Here is a 20,702-nt window from a genome sequence, read left to right as displayed (position 1 = left end):
CGGATTCCTTAGCCTTGGGCGCTGATCAAGTTGTCATAGGCTAGCTGATCGAGCAGCGTATCGAGTTGACCGGCGTCGGCCGGTACGAAACGGAAGAACCAGCCATCGCCCAGCGGCGCGTCGTTGACCAGCTCCGGGGTGGCATCCAGGGCGCTGTTGACCTCGACCACTTCGCCGTCCAGGGGCATGTTGATGCTGCTGGCGGCCTTGACCGATTCCACCACCGAGACTTCGGCGTGCTGGCTATAACTGGCCAGGTCCGGGAGCTGCACGAAAACCACGTCGCCCAAGGCGTTCTGGGCGAAGGCGGTAATGCCGACGGTGACGCTGCCATCGGCTTCCAGACGCAGCCATTCGTGCTCCACGGTAAAACGCAACTCGCTCATTCAAACTCCTCAGGGGCAGCGCTATGGGCTGGCCAATGCAAAGGTGGCCCGGGCGTGCTCGGGCTGATCTGGGAGCATTGTTTGCAAGTTTGTTGCCAAGTGGGTGCGGGTGTCGGAAACAGCGGTGTCGGGGGCGTTTTGGCGACTGACAGAGCAAAGCAGGCTGGAACGAAATCGATACGGTAGGAGGGAATTTATAAACTGGCGACTATTCAGCGCCTTACCGGCGGGCCTTGTGAGGCTGTTGGAATGATTTCGATACGATGTAACGAATTCGTTCCGGGCCGGATGCCGCACTAGGCATCCTTGTAAAGCCCGTACTTGCGCAACCGATGCGCAATCGCCGTATGGGAAGTCTGCAATCGCGCCGCCAACTGCCGAGTGGAGGGGTAGTTGACGTAGAGCTTCTCCAGCAGCGCTTTCTCGAAGCCTTCCACGGCCTGCTCCAGGCTGTCGATCTCGATATCGCTCTGACGCGCGACCGAGGTGCCGGCGATGTCCAGGTCGCCGATGTCCACCAAGGTGCTCTCGCAGATGGCTGCCGCGCGGAAGATGACGTTTTGCAACTGACGCACGTTGCCCGGCCAGCGGTTGCCCAGTAGCGCGGGATAGGTGCCCGGCGCCAGGCGGCACAGCGGCCGCTGGATCTGGGTGCAAGCCTGCTGCATGAAATAGCGCGCCAGCATCAGGATGTCCTGACCGCGTTCACGCAGCGGCGGTACCTCCAGTGACAGCACGTTGAGGCGGTAGTAGAGGTCTTCGCGAAAGGTGCCTTCGGCGACCATCTTTTGCAGGTTGCGATGGGTGGCGCTGAGGATGCGCACGTCGACCTTGACCTCGCGGTCGCCGCCGACTCGCCGAAAGCTGCCGTCATTGAGGAAGCGCAGGAGCTTGGCTTGCAGGTAGGGCGACATTTCGCCGATCTCGTCGAGAAACACCGTGCCCTGGTTGGCCAGCTCCATCAGCCCCGGCTTGCCGCCCCGCTGAGCGCCGGTAAAGGCGCCGGGTGCATAGCCGAACAGCTCGCTCTCGGCGAGATTTTCCGGCAGCGCCGCGCAGTTGAGCGCCAGGAACGGCGCGCTGTGGCGCGCGCTGATGGCATGGCAGCCGCGGGCGACCAGTTCCTTGCCGGTACCGGTTTCGCCTTGGATCAGCAATGGCGCATCAAGGGCCGCCACGCGCAGCGCGCGGGTCTTGAGGGTACGGATGGGCGGTGATTCGCCCAGCAGCGAGTCGAAGCCTTCGGCATGATCATGGTGCAGCGCGGCTAGGCGTTCGCCCATGCGATTAGGTGGGTAGAGGGTCACCAAAGCGCCAGCGTCGGTGATCGGCGTGGCATCGAGCAGCAGCGTCTGGCCATTGATCAGCACTTCGCGCAGCGGCAGCCGAAAGCCTTGCTCGATCAGGATAGCCAGCAGTTCATCGTCGCCCAGCAACTGGCCGAGGAATTCATCGCGCGGGTCGCGGCCATAGAGCGCGATCAACGCCGGATTGGCCAGCAGCACGCGCCCGGCGCTGTCCAGCGCCAATACCGGATCGGCCATGGCCGCCAGCAGGGCTTCGAGTTGCAGGTGACGACGCTGGCCAGGCAGCATATCGACCACCGTCACCGCCTGCACACCGCGCACGCTGAGCAGGGCATGGTGAAGCTCCTCGAGCACTTGGGGGCTCAGGGTTGGCGCGTCGATATAGACATTCGGCGGGACCATCTCCACGGCATCCAGGTTGAGGTTGCGAGCCCCAAGTAACGCCAGTACTTCCTGGGTGATACCGACTCGGTCGATGAAGCTGACGTGGATGCGCATGGGCTAGCAGAGATTCTGGACAGCAGGGACGGGCAGTATGCCTTGGCGGGGTGAGTATTGGAAAATAGCTGTGATTCAACAGGGCATTATGCAAACCGCACTGCCCCTTCGCAGCCTTGCTCCCACCCGTCACAGGATCTATTTGCACTGTGGGAGCAACGCTTGCTGGCGAAGAGACTGGCCGCAGCGACGCTACTCTCAGACACGCTCGGTATTCACCGGATCACCCGAATGTCGACCCAGTTTGCTGCGCACATCCTCGAACATCGCGTCGTATTGCTTGTGCACCGCTATCGGCAGCACCTTGGCCTTGGGCAGCCCGTGTTTGTGGGCGATGCGTTCGGCATTGCTGGCGAAATTGCAGGCCATGTCCTGAGGCAGGTCGAATTGGTCTTCGAACCCCTTGCCGTCGATCTGGCCGCTGATGTCGAAGTGCATCAGCGCGCCGCGCTCGGCGTCGGTGCGCACTTCGTACTTGAGGTGGATGTCATAGCCGACTTCGTCAGGAAGCAGCTTGGCGTGCTGGAGGTGCAGATGACCGGGTTCGAACATGGGAAGGGTTCTCCTGGGCTGATGCGTGCAGGATAGACCCTTGCCGAAGGCTGTGGTTCAGCACGGCGATCAGCTGCGGGGTTCTTCGGGCCGCGACCAGATCCACAGATTGACCAACACCATGCCGCCAATGGCCGCATAGAGGAACCACAGGTGCTTGAGGGTCAGCCACATCACCACGCTGCAGATCAGCATGCTCACGGTCGCGCTGACCTTGGCCTTGCGCGTGATGATCTTGCCGTCGCGCCAGTTGGTGATGATCGGACCGAACAGTCGATGGTTCTCTAGCCACGCACTCAGCGCTGGCGAGCTGCGGGTCGCGGCCCAGGCCGCCAGCAGGACGAACTCGGTCGTCGGCAAGCCGGGGATGACGATGGCGATCAGGCCGATGGTCAGGCTCGTGTAGGCCAGTACGCCATACAGCACACGAGCGATCTTGGAGCGGGGCGGCCTAGGGTTGTCCATGGAGTCCAGGTTGATCACGCCGAGACGTTGCATTCGGCGGCGTAGGTGTATTGCAACAGCACGTGCAGGCGGGAAAAGGCGTCGAGTGCGGCTTGATCGGCTTCGGCTTCTGCGGCCTCGCTGAACGCCAGCGCGTCGAACACCGCGTTGAACGCTTTCCAGCCCTTGGCACGGCCGCCTTCGGGTTCGGCCAAGTGACGGGCACCGAACGCTTCGGTGAAACCGAGGGCATTGGCACGCTTGATCAGGATGGCGGCGCCGAGTTTAGACCCTTCCGAGACACGAATCCAGGTAAGCGCGGTGGCCTGGCTGGGGTGGTTCAGAGCGCTCGGCAGTGGTGCCGGCACTGGCAAGCCAAGATCGGCAAGGTCGGCCTTGGCGGCATCGGCGCGACAGCGCTCGGGCAGGTCGGGGAACAGCGCGACCAGCGCCGGATCGTTGTACAGATGCTGCAGTTCGGCCTGGAACAGGTACTGCATCTGCACGAAATGGCCGTAGCTTTCGACGCTGTCGAAGGGGGCATAGCCGGCGACGACCTGCTCGAGCTCGTCGTGCAGGCTGTGACTCAGTGCACGCAGGCGCGCCGAGCGCAGAGGAGTGGCGTTTTGGGCCTGTTCGATGACGGTCATGGTCGAATCCTTGGAAAAATGGCGGTGCTGTATTAACCAGACGAATGAGGTGCCGCTCTCGGTAAAAATAGCGGGAAATGTTGCCTTCGGCTGGCATGGCAGAGGGCAGCCTGTACCGCGAGCCATCGGTGCTCGCGGTACAGTGCCACGAATCAGAGGTCCCAGACCAGATTGATTGCGAAGTTGCGGCCGGGTTCGCTGAGGCGCTCGATATTGGCGGGGGCCAGTACGCCGGCTTCACCGACGCCGTCGTAGCCACGGACATCGTCCCACTGCCAGTATTTCTTGTTGGCAAGGTTATAGATCCCGCCACTCACAGTCAGATCCGAGGTGAGCTTGTAAAAGCCGGTCAGATCGACCACGCCGTAACCTGGTGAATGGAATTTGTTGGCGCCATCCGGAGCGTAGAACGTGCTGTCGTCGACGCGGGTTTTGCGCTTGACCAGCGTCCAGGCCAGCTCGCCGCCGTATTTGGGCTGGCTGTAGCCCAGGCCCATCACCGTGGTGAACGGATTGACGGTGTTCAGTGGCTCGCCCGTGTCCTGATTTTCCCCCCACAGATAGGCCATCGAACCTCTGGCGTACAGGCCTTGTGGTGCGCCGAAGCGGTCGAGGTCGAGGCGGCCCTTCAACTCGGCCCCTTTGATGACTGCGTGCTTGACGTTGTTCGCCTGGAACGTCAGCTCTTCGGCGCCGTTGGTGACATTGTCTTCGTCGATGAAGTTTTTGTACTGGTTATAGAACACTGCCAGGTCGAACGAGCCAGCGTCGAAGCTGCCCCGCAAGCCGGTTTCATAGCTGCGGCTTTCTTCCGGCTTGAGCCCCGGGTTGGGTTTGACGATGTAGCCGGTCGCCGTGTTTTCAAAGCGGCCATACAAGGACTTTGCCGAGGGTGTGCGGAAGCCTTCGGCGTACTGGCCATACCAGGTGTAATGCTCGTCGAACGCGTAGGTCACGCCGAAGCTGGGTGTGAACTTGTGCCAGTTTCTGGTCGAGTCGTCGAAGACGTCGTCGGGATCGGCTGCCACCGATGCCAGGAAGGCATCGGTCCCATGTGGCTTGAGGCTGGTGTAGCTGTAGCGCAGACCCGGAGTGAAGGTCCACTGGTTCCAGCTGATCTGGTCCTGAGCGAACAGCGCGTAGGTATCAACGATTGGATCCGGGAAGTCGCTGACCTTGGCGAGCGCCGAGGTCGCCAATGAGCCGCCGACGCCCACGGCGCGGCACGCTCCTGTTGCAGTCAGGCAGGTGGCGGTCCCGCTGCGGGAGCCAGTGACTTTCTGACGCTTGAAATGAGTGCCGTAGGTCAGCAGATGGTCGCTGTCGCCGATGCGCAAGGCCTTGTCAGCCTGGGCGTCGAGGACCCATTGGCGCTCCTGGTAAACCGTGTCGCGGGTACGCAGCAGGGTGTAGGCGAATGGGAAATAGATTTCCTCGGTGCGCTGATCGGTCTTGGCCAACTGGTAGTTGAAGCTCCATTTGATGTGGTCAGCCACGGCGGAATCCAAGGCGAAGTCGTGAGTGACGCCAAAGCGTTCGCGACTGATCGTGTCGCTGCCCTGTCGAGTGCGGTACATGCCCAGGCCGGTTCCGTTGGCCTGGAACGGCCCGCCCACGGCACTCAACTGGTTGGTATCCACATCACTCTCGTACTTCTCGTAAGTGAACGCCAGCCGGCTTTCATCGGCGTAGTTCCAGCCCACCTTGGCCAGCACGTTGGTCTTGCGCGCGTCTTCAGGGTTCGCCTCGGTCCGGTTCAGGCCGGTGCCGCCATGTTCGCCATAGGACTCGGTCTCATGGCCATCGCGCTGGCTGAAATGCAAAAGCCCATCGAAGTCACCGCTGCGCCCGGCAAATGTGCCGGACTTCAACCAGCTGTCATCCTTGGAGCTGTAGCCGGTCTTCAGGCGTGCGCCGTAGTTCTGGCCCGGCTTGATGATGTCCTCGGGGTCGAGGGTGAAGTAGCTGACCGCGCCGCCAATGGCGCTGCTGCCGTATAACACCGAGGCGGGGCCGCGCAGGATCTCCACGCGCTTGATGATTTCCGGATCGACATAGTTGCGCTCGGTCTGAGCGTAAGGGCCGTTGAAAAAGCTGTCGGGAACTTCGACGCCGTCCACCTGAGTGAGGATGCGGTTGCCATCGATGCCGCGGATGTTGTAGCCGGTGGTACCCGCGCGGTTGCCTGCGCCTCCGACCGAAACGCCCGGCTCATAGCGCACCAGGTCGCGAATGTCGTTGACGTTCTGGCGGTCCAGCGCCTCGCGGGTGTGCACGGTGACGGTGGCGGGCACCTTGCTGACGTCCTCAGCCTGACGCGTCGCACTCACCGTGATCTCCTGCAACGCCAGGGCCGAGCTGCGGCTGCGCTCCAGCACGATGTTGGTGTCACCCAGCTTGCGATAGCTGAGGCCGGTGCCCAGCAGCAGGCGTTCGAGCGCCTTGTCGGGCGTCAAGGCACCCTTGACGCCGGGTGAGGAGACCCCCTGTGCCAGTTCCGCTGGCAAGCCCACTTGCCAGCCGGTGACCTGGCTGAAATTGTTCAGCGCGGCGACCAAGGGCTGCTGGGCGATGGCGAACGAGTAGGTACCGACCTGCCGGCGCACAGCCGAATCAGCATCGGCAGCGATGACGGGCAGCGCGATGCCGGCGCAGAGCAGGGCGACGGTAAGGACGGACAGCGTGTGAGCGCGGTGGTACGAACCTGATGGCATGAAAAAGTGTTCCCTGGCACGGGTAATAGTGAATGATTCGAATGGGAATCAATTGCATTGACTAAGACTAGACGTGCCAGGGAAACGATTGCGTAAAAATAATTGGCGTGACTGGAGTTGTGCAGTGGTGCTGATGAGTCCTCGCGGGCCAGCACAGGCGCGGCAAATGTCAGTTGAGAATCACCAACCCCGGATACTCCTGCAGCCTGGCCGAGGTCACATGCGCCAGCGAACGCAACACATCCCGCGGTTGATCCAGGCGATAGTTGCCGGTGACCTTCAGGGCGTCCAGCTGGGCATTGCGGCTGACGATCCAGCCAGGGTAATAGCGGCGCAACTCGGTCAGCACCTCGCCTAACGGGCGGTCTTCGAACACCAGGCGGCCTTGCACCCAGGCCAGGTCAACCGCCGGGTCCATGTGTTCGCGCCGAGCGAAGCCCTGGGGGCCGATGCGGATACTGTCACCGGCGCTCAGGCGCAGGCTTTGGGTATCGTTGGCTTGCAAGTCGACATTGCCGCGCTGCACCTTGACCTGGGCCTCACCGTCCAGGTAGCTCACCGCGAACGCGGTGTCATGCACGCTGGCCAGCACCGGGCCGGCCTGGACCTCCAGCGGCAACGCCGGGTTGCCATTGACTTCGAAGAACGCCTCGCCTTGCAGCAGTCGGGTGCGGTGGTGATCGATATCGAAAGTCGAGGCGATGGCCGAATGGGTGTTGAGTAGCACCTTGGAGCCGTCCGGCAGTTCCAGCCGCTGACGCTCGCCCACCTGGGTCAGATGATCGGCTTGCAGGCGCATCGGCAGATTGCTGAAGCTCAATATGCCGACTACCAGCACGGCCGCTGTCGCCAAGGGTTTCCAGTAAGCCGCCAGGCGCCGAGGCAGGTGTGGCGTGCGCCGCGTCTGTAAGATCTCCGCCGCCTGGCGCACTGATGGCCCCTGCCATAACGCGGCGGCCTTGGCGAACGCGGCCGCATGTTCGGGCGCGGCCACCAGCCAGGCATCGAAAGCCACGCACTCTTCAGCGCTGGGGCTTTCGAGGCGGATCAGCCAGTCCAGCGCTTGATCGACGGCCGGATCCAGCTCGCCACTGCAGGTGTGGGTGGCTGCCCCGGACGCGGGCAGGGTGTCAGGATCAATCAAGACGTTTCCTCGGCAGCGAGTGCCAGATCAGATTCATGGCGCTTCCATGCGCTCGGCGATACCCATGCAGATGGCCATGATCAATTTGAGTTCCTTCTGCACCGTGCTGGCCGATACCTGAAGCGCTTCGGCGATGTCGACATAGCTGGCACCCTGCAGGCGGCTGAGGATGAAAATCCGTTGCTGGCGTTCGCTCAGCTTCGACAGGCTGCTGCTCAGGCGTTGCAGCAATTGCTCGGCATGGGCGGCATCTTCGGCGCAACTTCCGGGCGCTGCAACATTATGTAGCACATCTGTAGACACATCTTCCAGCAGCGTACGTTCCTGCAGGCGCCGTGCGCGCAGGTGATCGAGGGCCAGATTGCGTGCGGTCTGGAACACGAACGGCTCCAGGTGGGTGATGGGGCGCTCGTTCAGCGCCCGCGCGACTCGCAGGTAGGTCTCCTGCAGCAGGTCTTCGGCGGTGCTGGGGTTGTCGACCATGCGCTGCAAGGTGCGCAGCAGCACCAGGCGCTGGGCGATGAACACCGAGTTGAAGTGGGACTGGCTCACGGTAATACCGAACGACGAGGTAGCGGATGATAATGCTTATCATCCGCCACTCGCGTCAAGCGTTGCCTGAACCTTTACCTGGGGAAATCGTCACTCGGCGGAGCAGAGTGCCAGGCAGTTGTCGAGCATGCGGTTGGAGAAACCCCATTCGTTGTCGTACCAGGCCATGACCTTGACCAGTTTGCCGTTGGTCTTGGTGTGATTGGCGTCGAAGATCGACGACAGCGGGTTGTGATTGAAATCGGTAGAGACCAGCGGCAGGGTGTTGTAGCCCAGAATCTTCGATTGTTCACTGGCCTGCTTGAGCAGCGCGTTGATCTCTTCGCTGCTGGCCTGTTTGCCGACATTGAGGGTCAGGTCGACCAGCGACACATTGATCACCGGTACGCGTACCGACATGCCGGTCAGCTTGCCCGCCAGTTCCGGCAGCACCAGGCCCACGGCCTCGGCGGCACCGGTCTTGCTCGGGATCATCGACTGGGTGGCCGAGCGCGCGCGGTACGGGTCGGTGTGGTACACGTCGATCAGGTTCTGGTCATTGGTATAGGCGTGAATGGTGGTCATCAGGCCTTGCTCGATGCCCAGCTCGCGGTGCAGTACCTGGGCGACCGGGGCCAGGCAGTTGGTGGTGCACGAGGCGTTGGAGATGATCTGGTGCGACTGGCGCAGCACGTCATGGTTGACGCCGTACACAACGGTGGCATCGGCGCCCTTGGCCGGTGCGGAGATAATCACTTTGCGGGCACCGGCTGTCAGGTGCGCGGCGGCCTTGTCGCGGTCGGTGAAGAAACCGGTGCATTCGAATACCACATCGATCTGCTGGGCCTTCCACGGCAGCTCGGCCGGATTGCGAATGGCGCTGACCGTAATACGGTCACCATTGACGGTAAGACTTTCTTCATCATGCTCTACCGTGGCATCGAACGTGCCGTGTACGGTGTCGTACTTGAGCAGATGAGCGTTGATCTTGCTGTCACCCAAGTCGTTGATGGCGACGACTTGCAGGTGCTGGCGATAGTCTTGGGTATACAGTGCACGGAGGACGTTACGACCGATGCGTCCAAAACCGTTGATTGCGATGCGAATAGTCATGGGGTACCTACTGTCAGACAGATTGTAAGGTGATCGGGCCACGAGCGCACGGGACACTGAATCTGGTTTTGTTGTTGGAATTACAAGATTATTCGCATAGAAATAGAAAACAAGCCTTTTTAATGGCAATATTTTGTTCTATCTACAACGAGTGACCGGTACGGCACCTTTTCTGGATCCTTTTCGAGCCTAGACGTTGTATCGGCCCGACGAGTGAAACTTGTGAATCTGCCGCAGAGGTCGCCCCAAAAGCCTGGAGTTTTCCCATGCATCCCCGCGTTCTCGAGGTCACCGAACGGCTGATAAACCGCAGCCGTGCCACACGCGATCGTTACTTGCAGCTGATCCGAGAGGCAGCTACAGACGGTCCGCAGCGTGGCAAATTGCAATGCGCCAACTTTGCTCACGGAGTGGCCGGTTGCGGTCCCGAGGACAAGCACAGCCTGCGCATGATGAACGCCGCCAACATCGCCATCGTGTCGTCCTATAACGACATGCTCTCGGCCCACCAGCCCTACGAAACCTACCCGGCGCAGATCAAGCAGGCGCTGCGTGAGATCGGTTCGGTCGGGCAGTTCGCCGGTGGCGTGCCGGCCATGTGCGATGGTGTGACTCAGGGCGAGGCCGGCATGGAGCTGAGCCTGGCCAGCCGCGAAACCATCGCGCTGTCTACCGCCGTGGCGTTGTCGCACAACATGTTCGACGGCGCGCTGCTGTTGGGGATCTGCGACAAGATCGTGCCGGGATTGATGATGGGCGCGCTGCGTTTTGGCCATCTGCCGACCATTTTCGTCCCGGGCGGGCCGATGCCGTCGGGTATTTCCAACAAGGAAAAGGCCGACGTGCGCCAGCGCTACGCCGAAGGCAAGGCCAGCCGCGAAGAGCTGCTCGAGTCGGAGATGAAGTCCTATCACAGCCCTGGCACCTGCACCTTCTACGGCACCGCCAACACCAACCAGTTGTTGATGGAAGTGCTGGGCCTGCACTTGCCGGGCGCTTCGTTCGTCAACCCCAATACGCCGCTGCGTGATGCCCTGACTCACGAGGCCGCACATCAAGTCACGCGCCTGACCAAGGCCAGCGGCAACTTCATGCCGTTGGGCGAGATCGTCGACGAAAAATCCCTGGTCAACTCCATCGTTGCCCTGCACGCCACCGGCGGCTCGACCAACCACACGCTGCACATGCCGGCCATCGCGATGGCTGCGGGCATCCAGCTGACCTGGCAGGACATGGCTGATTTGTCCGAAGTGGTACCGACCCTGTCCCACGTGTATCCGAATGGCAAGGCCGATATCAACCACTTCCAGGCCGCGGGCGGCATGGCATTCTTGATTCGCGAGCTACTCGAAGCCGGGCTGCTCCATGAAGACGTCAACACCGTGGCCGGGCGTGGTTTGAGCCGCTATACCCAGGAGCCGTTCCTGGTAGAAGGCAAACTGGAGTGGCGCGACGGCCCGATCGAGAGCCTCGACGAAACTATCCTGCGCCCCGTCCGCAATCCGTTTTCGGCCGAAGGTGGTCTGCGAGTGATGCAAGGCAACCTCGGTCGCGGGGTGATGAAAGTCTCGGCGGTGGCGGTGGAAAATCAGGTGGTCGAAGCGCCGTGCCGGGTGTTCCAGGATCAGCAAGAGCTGGCCGACGCCTTCAAGGCCGGCGAGCTGGAGAAGGATTTCGTTGCGGTGATGCGCTTCCAGGGGCCGCGCTCCAACGGCATGCCTGAATTGCACAAGATGACGCCTTTCCTTGGTGTGCTGCAGGATCGCGGCTTCAAAGTGGCGCTGGTGACCGACGGGCGGATGTCCGGTGCTTCGGGCAAAATCCCGGCGGCCATCCATGTCAGCCCCGAAGCTGCCAGCGGTGGACCATTGGCGTTGGTCGAAGACGGCGATATCATTCGCGTCGATGGCGTCGCCGGTACCTTGCAGGTGCTAGTCGACGCCCAGACGCTGGCCGCGCGCACCCCGGCAGTCGGCACCCTGGCCAATGGCGTGGGCTGCGGACGTGAACTGTTTGGCTTTATGCGCCAGGCGTTCAGCTCGGCAGAACAAGGTGCCTGTGCCTTTACTTCGAGTTTGGAATCGCTGCAATGAAACTGGCGCTGGTAGGTGATATCGGTGGTACCAACGCGCGTTTTGCGTTGTGGGAAGAACAACAATTACATTCGGTTCGGGTCTTCCCGACCGCCGATTACACCAGCCCTGAGCACGCCATTGGCGTGTATCTGCAGGACCTCGGTCTGAACAAGGGCGATATCGGCGCGGTCTGCCTGGCGGTGGCCGGGCCGGTCAGCGGCGACGAGTTCCGTTTCACCAACAGCCACTGGCGCATCAGCCGCAAGGCGTTTTGCGCGACCCTGCAGGTCGAGCACCTGTCGCTGATCAACGACTTCACCGCCATGGCCCTGGGCATGACCCGGCTCAAGCCCGATGAGTACCAGACCGTCTGCCAAGGCGATCCGGACCCGTCGCGCCCGGCCGTGGTCATCGGCCCTGGCACCGGACTGGGTGTGGGCACCCTGATGAATCTGGGCGAGCACTGGCTGGCGTTGCCGGGCGAGGGCGGGCATGTCGATCTGCCGGTGGGCAACGCGCGCGAGTCACAGCTGCGCGCGCACATCGAGGCCGATATCGGCCATGTCAGTGCCGAAACCATCCTCAGCGGTGGCGGTCTGCTGCGCTTGTACCAGGCAATCTGCGCCGTCGATGGCCATACCCCCACGCACAAATCCCCGGCTGAAGTCAGCGAAGGCGCCTTGGCGGGGGAAGCGGTGGCGCTGGCCACCGTCGAGCAGTTCTGTCGCTTCCTCGGCCGCGTGGCGGGCAACAATGTCCTCACCGTGGGCGGTCGTGGCGGGGTGTATATCGTCGGCGGCGTGATCCCGCGTTTCCTCAAGCTGTTCCTCACCAGCGGCTTTGCCCAAAGCTTCGCCGACAAGGGCTGCATGAGCGATTACTTCAAGGGCATTCCGGTATGGGTCGTGACCGCCGAGTTCTCGGGCCTGCTGGGCGCTGGGGTGGCCTTGCAACAGACCCTGGCTTGAGCGTCTAATCAGCACCAGACAGCCGGGCGCTTCGACCCGGCGGATAACAATAAGCGAATCACAAGGACGGTCATGTGAGCACTGCCGGCAAATCGATCCTGCTGGTCGATGACGACCAGGAAATCCGCGAACTGCTGCAGGTCTACCTCAGTCGTGCCGGCTTTGCCGTGCGCACAACGGCGGACGGACGGGGTTTTCGCGAAGCGCTGAACGCCGCTGACCCTACCGATCTGGTCATCCTCGACGTGATGCTGCCCGACGAAGACGGCTTCAGCCTGTGCCGCTGGACGCGGGCCCATCCGCGTCATGGCCAGGTGCCGATCATCATGCTCACCGCCAGCTCCGACGAGGCCGATCGGGTCATCGGCCTGGAGCTGGGTGCCGATGACTACCTGGGCAAACCCTTCAGCCCCCGAGAACTGCAAGCGCGCATCAAGGCCTTGCTGCGCCGCTGCTCGTTCAGTCAATCGTCCAATGCCAGCAGCGATGTGCTGGCGTTCGACGAATGGCGCCTGGACATGGTCAGCCATCGGTTGTTTCACGTCGACGGCGAAGAGGTGGTGCTTTCGGGGGCCGATTTCGCCTTGCTCAAGCTGTTTCTCGATCATCCGCAGCAGATTCTCGATCGCGACACCATCGGCAATGCCACCCGCGGGCGCGAACCGATGCCGCTGGATCGCATCGTCGACATGGCGGTCAGCCGCCTGCGTCAGCGCCTGCGTGATATCGACAAGCCGCCTCGGCTGATCCGCACCGTGCGTGGCAGCGGCTATCAACTGGCGGCCAGCGTTGCGCCTGCCTGAACTGCGCCTGCCCAAGCCACGCCTGCCGCGCTCGCTGCTCGGGCGCATGTTGCTGCTGACCCTGCTGGCGGTGCTACTGGCCCAGGCGTTGTCGAGTGTGATCTGGGTGGCGCAATTGCGCGCCACCCAGCTCGAAGGCCTGGTTACCAGCGCCCGCAGCCTGGCCCATTCGATGGTCGCCAGCGTCAGTTACATTCGCTCGCTGCCGGTGGCTTACCGGCCGATGGTCCTTGAACAGCTGCGCAGCATGGGCGGTACGCGCTTCGTGGTGACCCTCAACGACAAGCCTCTGGACATGAACGTGTTGCCGCGCACGCCGCGCAAGGACGCGGTCATCGACAGCGTCGGTGAAATCCTGCGCGCCAAGCTCGGCGACCAGGTGGATGTCTCGGTGCAATTCGTGGCCCCCGACGATTTGCGCATCTTCAACAGCGGCCTCAAGCTTGAAGAACTGCCGCGTTCCTGGGCCCACTACGCCTTGACCCTGGAGCCGGTCAATCCGCCGATCCTGGTCACCCAGATCGAACTGGGGGAGGGCGAGTGGCTGTACATCGCCTCCTTGCTGCCCGAGCCTTACACCAGTCTGGAGGAGCAAGGGCTGCCGGCGCAGCAGGTGGCCTTTATCGTCATGACCAGCGCTTTCCTGCTGTTGTTCATCGGCCTGCTGGTGCACTGGCAAAGTCGCCCCCTCAAGCGCCTGGCCCGGGCTGCGCGGGAGTTGTCGCTGGGCGCCGAGGTGGATGGCCCCGCAGTCGATGGGCCGGTCACCGAGGGCGGCGGCAGCGAGGTGGTGGAGGTGGCCCGGGCCTTCAACGCGATGCGCGAACGCATCAGCCGCTACCTCACCGAGCGCAGTCAGTTGTTCAGTGCCATCTCCCATGATTTGCGCACGCCCATCACCCGTTTGCGCTTGCGTGTAGAGCTGCTCGAAGACCCGGATCTCGAGGCGCGCTTCAGCCGCGACCTCGACGAGTTGGAGTTGTTGGTCAAGGGCGCGCTGCAATGCGTGAAGGACACCGATATCCACGAAAACATCGAGCCGGTGGACCTCAACCACGTACTCGACTGCTTGGTCGAGCCGTTTCTGTCGCCCTTGGGCAACGGCACCGTGACCCTCGATGGCCGGGCGCGCAGGCCGTATTCGGGCAAGCCGCTGGCGCTCAAGCGCTGTATCGGCAACCTGATCGATAACGCCAGGAAGTACGGCAAGCGCGCCCATGTGCGCATCGAGGATGGCGGCAAGGTCTTTACCCTGCATGTCGACGACGAAGGCCCCGGCGTGCCGGAGCAGCGCCTGGAGCAGGTGTTCGAACCGCACTTTCGCCTGGCCGGCGGTCAGCAGGGCTATGGCCTGGGGCTGGGGATTGCGCGCAATATCGCCCATAGCCATGGGGGTGAGGTGACGCTGCAGAATCTGCGTGAAGGTGGTTTGCGCGTCACTTTGGTGTTACCGAGGGGGTGATGGGCGATCACTGACGGCCTTCGCGGGCAGCCTCAACGCAAATGTCACAGCATGGTGACATTCCGACAGCGATTCGTTACGTGCGTTTTGCCGAATCCTGTTTAGACTCCTCGCAGCGCAAGCACAGACTTGCCCCGGTATAACAACAAGAAAGGTAATCAAATGAATGCGATTTCTCGCCTCGCTACTGTCGTTTCCCTGGCTTCCTTGTTCCCGCTCAGCGCCCTCGCTGCCGATTCCAAAGGCACTGTAGAGGTCGTTCACTGGTGGACGTCCGGTGGTGAAAAGGCAGCGGTCGATGTCCTTAAAGCCCAAGTCGAAAAAGACGGCTTCACCTGGAAGGACGGCGCCGTCGCAGGCGGTGGCGGTGCGACTGCCATGACCGTGCTGAAGAGCCGCGCCGTGGCGGGCAACCCGCCGGGTGCCGCGCAGATCAAGGGCCCGGATATTCAGGAGTGGGCCAGCACCGGCTTGCTCGACACCGACGCGTTGAAGGAGGTCGCCAAGGACGAGAAGTGGGACAGCCTGCTGTCGAAGAAAGTCTCCGACACCGTCAAGTACGAAGGCAACTACGTGGCCGTGCCGGTGAACATCCACCGCGTCAACTGGCTGTGGATCAACCCTGAGGTGTTCAAGAAGGCCGGGATCGCCAAGGCGCCGACCACCCTCGAAGAGTTCTATGCCGCCGGCGACAAGCTCAAGGCGGCGGGCTTCATCGCCCTGGCGCATGGCGGCCAGCCATGGCAGGACAGCACCGTCTACGAAGACGTGGTGCTCTCGGTCATGGGCCCGGAGGGCTTCAAGAAGGCCTTCGTCGACCTCGACCAGAAAACCCTTACCGGCCCGGAGATGGTCAAGGCCTTCACCGAACTGAAGAAAGTCGCCACCTACATGGACCCCAATCGCGCCGGGCGTGACTGGAACATCGCCGCTGCCGACGTGATCAATGGCAAGGCCGGCATGCAGATGATGGGCGACTGGGCCAAGAGCGAATGGACTGCGGCGCACAAGGTCGCTGGCAAGGACTACGAGTGTGTGCCGTTCCCGGGCACCCAGAATGCCTTCACCTACAACATCGACTCGCTGGCCATGTTCAGCCAGAAGGACAAGACCACCACGGCGGCCCAGCAAGATCTGGCCAAGGTCGCGCTGGGCATAGACTTCCAGAAAGTCTTCAGCATCAACAAGGGCTCGATCCCGGTGCGTACCGACATGTTGAACGACATGAGCAAGTACGGCTTCGACTCCTGCGCCCAGACCGCCGCCAAGGACTTCCTTGCCGACGACAAGACCGGGGGCCTGCAGCCGAGCATGGCGCACAACATGGCCACCAACCTGGCCGTGCAAGGCGCGATCTTCGATACGGTGACCAACTACATCAACGATCCGAAAGCCGATCCGCAGGAAACCGCGAAGAAGCTGGCGGCGTCGATCAAGGCGGCTCAGTAAGGCTCAGGAGCGGCGGCGGGCCCTTCGCGGGCAAGCCTCGCTCCCACAGTTGAGCGGTGTACAGCTGTGGGAGCGAAGCTTGCTCGCGAAGAGGCCCTGAAGCCAGGCACCCAGTTCACCCCTGTCGGAGCTTTCACTCGCTTGCATCCTGTAGGGGGATGCAGGGGAACGTCCGGCAGGTTCTATTTGGTTTGACTACGGGATCACGTTGATGAGCTCTGTCGCTGTGTCCAGCAAAGCTTCGCCGTTCGACGCGCTGCAACGCTGGCTGCCCAAGCTGGTCTTGGCGCCCAGCATGCTGATCGTGCTGATCGGCTTCTACGGTTACATCCTCTGGACGGCGGTGATTTCCTTCACCAGCTCCAGCTTCATGCCCACGTACAAGTGGGTCGGCCTGGCGCAATACGCTCGGCTCTGGGACAACGATCGCTGGTGGGTCGCCAGCAAGAACCTCGCGGTATTCGGCTTCCTGTTCATCGCCATCAGCCTGGTGCTTGGCGTGTTCCTGGCCGTACTGCTCGACCAACGCATTCGCCGCGAAGGCTTCATTCGCACGATTTACCTGTACCCCATGGCACTGTCGATGATCGTCACCGGCACCGCCTGGAAGTGGTTGCTCAACCCCGGCCTGGGCCTCGACAAGATGCTCCGTGACTGGGGGTGGGACGGTTTTCGCATGGACTGGCTGGTCGACCCGAGCCGCGTGGTGTATTGCCTGGTGATCGCTGCCGTGTGGCAGTCGTCGGGGTTCGTCATGGCGTTGTTCCTGGCCGGACTGCGGGGCGTCGATCAGTCGATCATCCGCGCCGCTCAGGTCGATGGCGCCAGCTTGCCGACCATCTATCTGCGCATCGTGCTGCCCAGCCTGCGCCCGGTATTCTTCAGTGCCTTCATGATCCTCGCGCACATCGCCATCAAGAGTTTCGACCTGGTGGCGGCGATGACCGCAGGCGGCCCCGGCTACTCCTCGGACCTGCCAGCGATGTTCATGTATTCCTTCACCTTCAGCCGCGGCCAGATGGCCATGGGCTCGGCCAGTGCGATTCTGATGTTGTGCGCGATCCTGACGATCCTGGTGCCGTACCTGTACTCCGAACTGCGAGGCAAGCGCCATGAGTGATCGTCCACAACGCACGCCGCTGAGCCTCAGCCGCGTGGCCATCTACACCGTTCTGCTGATTGCGGCGGCGGTGTATCTGGTGCCGCTGGTGGTCATGCTGCTGACCAGCTTCAAGTCGCCCGACGACATCCGCACCGGCAATCTGCTCAGCTGGCCGGCTGTGGTCACCGGCATTGGCTGGATCAAGGCCTGGGACACGGTCGGCGGGTATTTCTGGAACTCAGTGAGGATCACCGTACCGGCCGTATTGATTTCGACCTTCATCGGCGCGCTCAACGGCTACGTGCTGTCGATGTGGCGCTTCCGCGGCTCGCAATTGTTTTTCGGCCTGCTGCTGTTCGGCTGCTTTCTGCCGTTCCAGACCGTCCTGCTGCCGGCGTCCTTCACCCTCGGCAAGCTGGGTCTGGCCAACACCACTACGGGTCTGGTGTTGGTGCACATCGTCTACGGCCTGGCCTTCACCACGCTGTTTTTCCGCAACTACTACACCAGCGTGCCCGGTGCCTTGGTGGCGGCGGCGCGGCTGGACGGGGCTGGGTTTTTTACCATCTTCAACAAGATCCTGTTGCCGATGTCGATCCCTATCATCATGGTCTGCCTGATCTGGCAGTTCACCCAGATATGGAACGACTTCCTGTTCGGCGTGGTGTTCGCCAGTGGTGATGTGCAGCCGATCACGGTGGCGCTCAACAACCTGGTCAACACCAGCACCGGGGTCAAGGAATACAACGTAGACATGGCCGCGGCGATGATCGCCGGGCTGCCGACACTGCTGGTGTATGTACTGGCGGGCAAGTATTTCCTGCGTGGGCTCGCTGCCGGCGCGGTCAAGGGGTAGAACATGGCAACGCTTGAACTGCGCAATGTAAACAAGACCTACGGCAGCGGTTTGCCGGACACCTTGAAAAATATCGAACTGAAGATCAACGACGGTGAGTTCTTGATTCTGGTCGGTCCGTCCGGTTGTGGGAAATCCACCCTGATGAACTGCATCGCGGGCCTGGAGAATATCTCCGGCGGCGCGATCCTGGTGGACGACAGCGACATCAGCGGCATGAGCCCCAAGGATCGCGACATCGCCATGGTGTTCCAGTCCTATGCGCTGTACCCGACCATGACGGTGCGCGAGAACATCGCCTTCGGCCTGAAGATTCGCAAGATGGCCCCGGCGGCCATCGAAGAAGAAGTCGCCCGAGTCGCCAAGCTGTTGCAGATCGAGCACCTGCTGGGCCGCAAACCGGGCCAGCTGTCCGGTGGCCAGCAGCAGCGTGTGGCCATGGGCCGCGCGTTGGCGCGGCGGCCGAAGATCTATCTGTTCGACGAGCCGCTGTCCAACCTGGACGCCAAGCTGCGGGTAGAAATGCGCACTGAAATGAAACTGATGCACCAGCGTCTCAAGACCACCACCGTGTACGTCACCCACGACCAGATCGAGGCCATGACCCTGGGCGACAAGGTGGCGGTGATGAAGGACGGCATCATCCAGCAATTCGGAACGCCCAAGGACATCTACAACGATCCGGCCAATCTGTTCGTCGCCAGTTTCATCGGTTCGCCGCCGATGAACTTCATTCCCCTGCGCCTGCAACGCCAGGACGGCCGCCTCGTGGCGCTGCTCGACAGCGGCCAGGCGCGTTGCGAACTGGCCCTGGGCATCGACGAGGCCGGCCTCGAGGATCGCGAAGTGATCCTCGGCATGCGCCCGGAGCAGATCGGCCTGGTGGGCAGTGATGCCAGCGAGTTGCCGAGCATTCGCGCCGAAGTGCAGGTGATCGAACCCACTGGGCCGGACACCCTGGTGTTCGTCACGCTCAATCAGACCAAAGTCTGTTGCCGCCTGGCACCGGACATGGCGCCACAGGTAGGCGAGACCCTCAACCTGCAGTTCGATCCGAGCAAGGTGTTGCTGTTCGACGCCAAGAGCGGTGAACGTCTGGGGGTTGTCGGCCAGCCGCAGTCTGCACCCCGCGCCGGTAACGTCGCGCAGTTCAAGGGTCGTTGAAAACCGGCGAATGGCCTGTCATTTGCCCATCGAGTTGTCACTGCAGCACGCCCCGGCTTGAAGGGTTGGGGCTAATAACAATAAAACGAGGACGCAAAGGATGAACAAGTACACCACCAAGGCACCCGCCAGATTGCAGTTGATCGGGCGGCTGTCGATGCTCGGAGCGTTGGGGCTTGCGGGCACGGCCCAGGCGACCGACGCGTTTGACGCCAATTCGCCATGGATGTCCGGCGACTGGGGCGGCACGCGTACCGAGCTGCTGAACAAGGGCTACGATTTTTCCCTGGAGTACGTGGGCGAAGTCGGCAGCAACCTCAAGGGCGGCTACGACCACGACACCACGGCGCGCTACAGCGACCAGTTCGCCTTGGGCGTGAAGTTCGATCTGCAGAAAATCCTCGGCTGGAACGACGCCGAAGCCAAGATCACCATCACCGAGCGTAGCGGCCGCAACATTTCCAACGACCGTATCGGCGACCCGCGTGGCGGCACCTTCAGCTCGTCCCAAGAGGTATGGGGGCGCGGCCAGACCTACCGCCTGACCCAGATGTGGATCAAGCAGAAATACTTCGACGGCGCGCTGGACGTCAAAGTCGGCCGCTTCGGCCCGGGCGAGGAGTTCAACAGCTTCCCGTGCGACTTCCAGAACCTGGCCTTCTGCGGTTCGCAGGTGGGTAACTGGGTGGGCGGCGTCTGGTACAACTGGCCAGTGAGCCAGTGGGCCTTGCGCGTGAAGTACAAGCTGACCCCGGACGTGTACGCACAGATCGGTGCCTTCGAGCAGAACCCGTCGAACCTGGACCGCCAGAACGGCTTCAAGCTCAGCGGTAGCGGCACCAAGGGCGTGCTGTTGCCCGTCGAACTGGTGTGGACGCCGAAGATCAATCAGTTGCCTGGCGAATACCGCGTGGGCTACTACAAGAGCTCGGCCAATGCTGACGACGTCTACGAAGGCGCCGACGGTCAGGCCCAGCCGATCTCCGGCGGTGCATACAAGTCTCACGACAGCAAGCACGGCTGGTGGGTCGTGGCGCAGCAACAGCTGACCACGCACAACGGTGACAAGAACCGCGGCCTGAGCATCTTCGCCAACGCCACGGTGCACGACAAGGCCACCAACTACATCGATAACTACCAGCAGTTCGGTTTCACCTACAAGGGCCCGTTCGATGCGCGTCCCAAGGATGACATCGGTATCGGTGTGGCGCGTATCCACGTCAACGACGACGCCCAGGATCAACGCCGTCTGGTCAATGATTTGAGCGGTATCACCGACTATGACAACCCAGGCTACCTGCCGGTGCAGAGCACCGAGTACAACGCCGAGATCTACTACGGCTTCCACCTGGCCAACTGGCTTACCGTGCGGCCCAACCTGCAGTACGTAAAGCACCCTGGAGGTATCGACAAGGTCGACGATGCCATCGTTGCCGGGTTGAAGATTCAGTCGAGCTTCTGAGGATGTAAAAGCGGGGAAGGGG

18 protein-coding genes are annotated in these 20,702 nt (G+C 62.1%); 9 read left to right on the top strand and 9 right to left on the bottom strand.

What is annotated here, in order from left to right; translation table 11 throughout:
* Positions 1 to 8: 8 nt before the first annotated feature.
* From gcvH to gap, 9 genes are all read right to left on the bottom strand, one after another.
* A complete protein-coding gene (gene gcvH, locus REH34_RS10230; RefSeq protein WP_226503059.1) occupies positions 9 to 386 on the bottom strand; it encodes a glycine cleavage system protein GcvH in 378 nt (125 codons plus the stop codon).
* 296 nt (positions 387 to 682) lie between these two features.
* Entirely contained in the window at positions 683 to 2,191 is a 1,509-nt protein-coding gene (locus REH34_RS10225) for a sigma-54-dependent transcriptional regulator (RefSeq protein WP_311971565.1), read from the bottom strand.
* A gap of 198 nt (positions 2,192 to 2,389) precedes the next feature.
* A complete protein-coding gene (locus REH34_RS10220) occupies positions 2,390 to 2,743 on the bottom strand; it encodes a DUF5064 family protein (protein WP_226503061.1) in 354 nt (117 codons plus the stop codon).
* Between the two features lie 69 nt (positions 2,744 to 2,812).
* Entirely contained in the window at positions 2,813 to 3,241 is a 429-nt protein-coding gene (locus REH34_RS10215; RefSeq protein ID WP_311971564.1) for a YbaN family protein, read from the bottom strand.
* Entirely contained in the window at positions 3,223 to 3,837 is a 615-nt protein-coding gene (locus REH34_RS10210; RefSeq protein ID WP_226503063.1) for a biliverdin-producing heme oxygenase, read from the bottom strand. Before REH34_RS10210 ends, REH34_RS10215 begins: the two co-directional genes overlap by 19 nt.
* A gap of 152 nt (positions 3,838 to 3,989) precedes the next feature.
* On the bottom strand, positions 3,990 to 6,551 hold the full coding sequence (locus tag REH34_RS10205) for a TonB-dependent receptor (protein WP_311971563.1): 2,562 nt from the start codon (positions 6,549 to 6,551) through the stop codon (positions 3,990 to 3,992).
* Between the two features lie 169 nt (positions 6,552 to 6,720).
* A complete protein-coding gene (locus tag REH34_RS10200) occupies positions 6,721 to 7,677 on the bottom strand; it encodes a FecR family protein (protein ID WP_226503676.1) in 957 nt (318 codons plus the stop codon).
* 51 nt (positions 7,678 to 7,728) lie between these two features.
* Positions 7,729 to 8,247 carry an RNA polymerase sigma factor gene (locus REH34_RS10195; protein ID WP_226503065.1) on the bottom strand — a complete coding sequence of 173 codons (519 nt, stop codon included), beginning with the start codon at positions 8,245 to 8,247 and terminating at the stop codon, positions 7,729 to 7,731.
* Between the two features lie 90 nt (positions 8,248 to 8,337).
* Positions 8,338 to 9,339, bottom strand: a complete 1,002-nt coding sequence (gene gap, locus REH34_RS10190; protein ID WP_311971562.1) for a type I glyceraldehyde-3-phosphate dehydrogenase — start codon at positions 9,337 to 9,339, stop codon at positions 8,338 to 8,340.
* A gap of 266 nt (positions 9,340 to 9,605) precedes the next feature.
* Between gap and edd the strand changes: the two genes are divergently transcribed.
* The 9 genes from edd to REH34_RS10145 all read left to right on the top strand — a co-directional run bounded on the left by edd (position 9,606) and on the right by REH34_RS10145 (position 20,680).
* Positions 9,606 to 11,432, top strand: coding sequence for a phosphogluconate dehydratase (edd, locus tag REH34_RS10185; RefSeq protein WP_311971561.1), 1,827 nt, complete (start codon positions 9,606 to 9,608; stop codon positions 11,430 to 11,432).
* Positions 11,429 to 12,382: a glucokinase gene (locus REH34_RS10180; protein WP_226503068.1), complete on the top strand. Its 954-nt coding sequence runs from the start codon at positions 11,429 to 11,431 to the stop codon at positions 12,380 to 12,382. The genes edd and REH34_RS10180 overlap by 4 nt, the downstream gene beginning before the upstream one ends.
* A 74-nt stretch (positions 12,383 to 12,456) precedes the next feature.
* Positions 12,457 to 13,185 (top strand): response regulator, encoded by a 729-nt coding sequence (locus REH34_RS10175; RefSeq protein ID WP_226503069.1) that lies wholly within the window; start codon positions 12,457 to 12,459, stop codon positions 13,183 to 13,185.
* 46 nt (positions 13,186 to 13,231) lie between these two features.
* The gene (locus REH34_RS10170) at positions 13,232 to 14,647 is read left to right on the top strand and encodes an ATP-binding protein (RefSeq protein ID WP_311972067.1); all 1,416 of its coding nucleotides are present in this window, start codon (positions 13,232 to 13,234) and stop codon (positions 14,645 to 14,647) included.
* A gap of 162 nt (positions 14,648 to 14,809) precedes the next feature.
* Positions 14,810 to 16,096, top strand: coding sequence for an ABC transporter substrate-binding protein (locus REH34_RS10165; RefSeq protein WP_226503070.1), 1,287 nt, complete (start codon positions 14,810 to 14,812; stop codon positions 16,094 to 16,096).
* A 211-nt stretch (positions 16,097 to 16,307) separates the two neighbouring features.
* Positions 16,308 to 17,216, top strand: a complete 909-nt coding sequence (locus tag REH34_RS10160; RefSeq protein ID WP_226503071.1) for a carbohydrate ABC transporter permease — start codon at positions 16,308 to 16,310, stop codon at positions 17,214 to 17,216.
* Positions 17,209 to 18,054: a carbohydrate ABC transporter permease gene (locus REH34_RS10155; RefSeq protein ID WP_226503072.1), complete on the top strand. Its 846-nt coding sequence runs from the start codon at positions 17,209 to 17,211 to the stop codon at positions 18,052 to 18,054. The genes REH34_RS10160 and REH34_RS10155 overlap by 8 nt, the downstream gene beginning before the upstream one ends.
* Positions 18,055 to 18,057: 3 nt before the next feature.
* Positions 18,058 to 19,218: an ABC transporter ATP-binding protein gene (locus REH34_RS10150; protein WP_226503073.1), complete on the top strand. Its 1,161-nt coding sequence runs from the start codon at positions 18,058 to 18,060 to the stop codon at positions 19,216 to 19,218.
* 157 nt (positions 19,219 to 19,375) lie between these two features.
* A complete protein-coding gene (locus tag REH34_RS10145) occupies positions 19,376 to 20,680 on the top strand; it encodes a carbohydrate porin (RefSeq protein ID WP_409373319.1) in 1,305 nt (434 codons plus the stop codon).
* The last annotated feature ends 22 nt before the right edge of the window (positions 20,681 to 20,702 follow it).

Origin of the sequence: Pseudomonas baltica (assembly GCF_031880315.1) — a bacterium.
GTDB lineage: Bacteria > Pseudomonadota > Gammaproteobacteria > Pseudomonadales > Pseudomonadaceae > Aquipseudomonas.
Note: the sequence above shows the minus strand (reverse complement) of the source record. Positions and strands in the feature narration are given on the sequence as shown.

Coding starts and splice junctions, on each gene's coding strand:
- REH34_RS10145 (WP_409373319.1), top strand. CDS start 19,376: ATGCTCGGAGCGTTGGGGCTTGCGGGCACGGCCCAGGCGACCGACGCG.
- REH34_RS10210 (WP_226503063.1), bottom strand. CDS start 3,837: ATGACCGTCATCGAACAGGCCCAAAACGCCACTCCTCTGCGCTCGGCG.
- gcvH (WP_226503059.1), bottom strand. CDS start 386: ATGAGCGAGTTGCGTTTTACCGTGGAGCACGAATGGCTGCGTCTGGAA.
- REH34_RS10215 (WP_311971564.1), bottom strand. CDS start 3,241: ATGCAACGTCTCGGCGTGATCAACCTGGACTCCATGGACAACCCTAGG.
- gap (WP_311971562.1), bottom strand. CDS start 9,339: ATGACTATTCGCATCGCAATCAACGGTTTTGGACGCATCGGTCGTAAC.
- REH34_RS10180 (WP_226503068.1), top strand. CDS start 11,429: ATGAAACTGGCGCTGGTAGGTGATATCGGTGGTACCAACGCGCGTTTT.
- REH34_RS10205 (WP_311971563.1), bottom strand. CDS start 6,551: ATGCCATCAGGTTCGTACCACCGCGCTCACACGCTGTCCGTCCTTACC.
- REH34_RS10220 (WP_226503061.1), bottom strand. CDS start 2,743: ATGTTCGAACCCGGTCATCTGCACCTCCAGCACGCCAAGCTGCTTCCT.
- REH34_RS10155 (WP_226503072.1), top strand. CDS start 17,209: ATGAGTGATCGTCCACAACGCACGCCGCTGAGCCTCAGCCGCGTGGCC.
- REH34_RS10160 (WP_226503071.1), top strand. CDS start 16,308: ATGAGCTCTGTCGCTGTGTCCAGCAAAGCTTCGCCGTTCGACGCGCTG.
- REH34_RS10170 (WP_311972067.1), top strand. CDS start 13,232: ATGTTGCTGCTGACCCTGCTGGCGGTGCTACTGGCCCAGGCGTTGTCG.
- edd (WP_311971561.1), top strand. CDS start 9,606: ATGCATCCCCGCGTTCTCGAGGTCACCGAACGGCTGATAAACCGCAGC.
- REH34_RS10225 (WP_311971565.1), bottom strand. CDS start 2,191: ATGCGCATCCACGTCAGCTTCATCGACCGAGTCGGTATCACCCAGGAA.
- REH34_RS10150 (WP_226503073.1), top strand. CDS start 18,058: ATGGCAACGCTTGAACTGCGCAATGTAAACAAGACCTACGGCAGCGGT.
- REH34_RS10165 (WP_226503070.1), top strand. CDS start 14,810: ATGAATGCGATTTCTCGCCTCGCTACTGTCGTTTCCCTGGCTTCCTTG.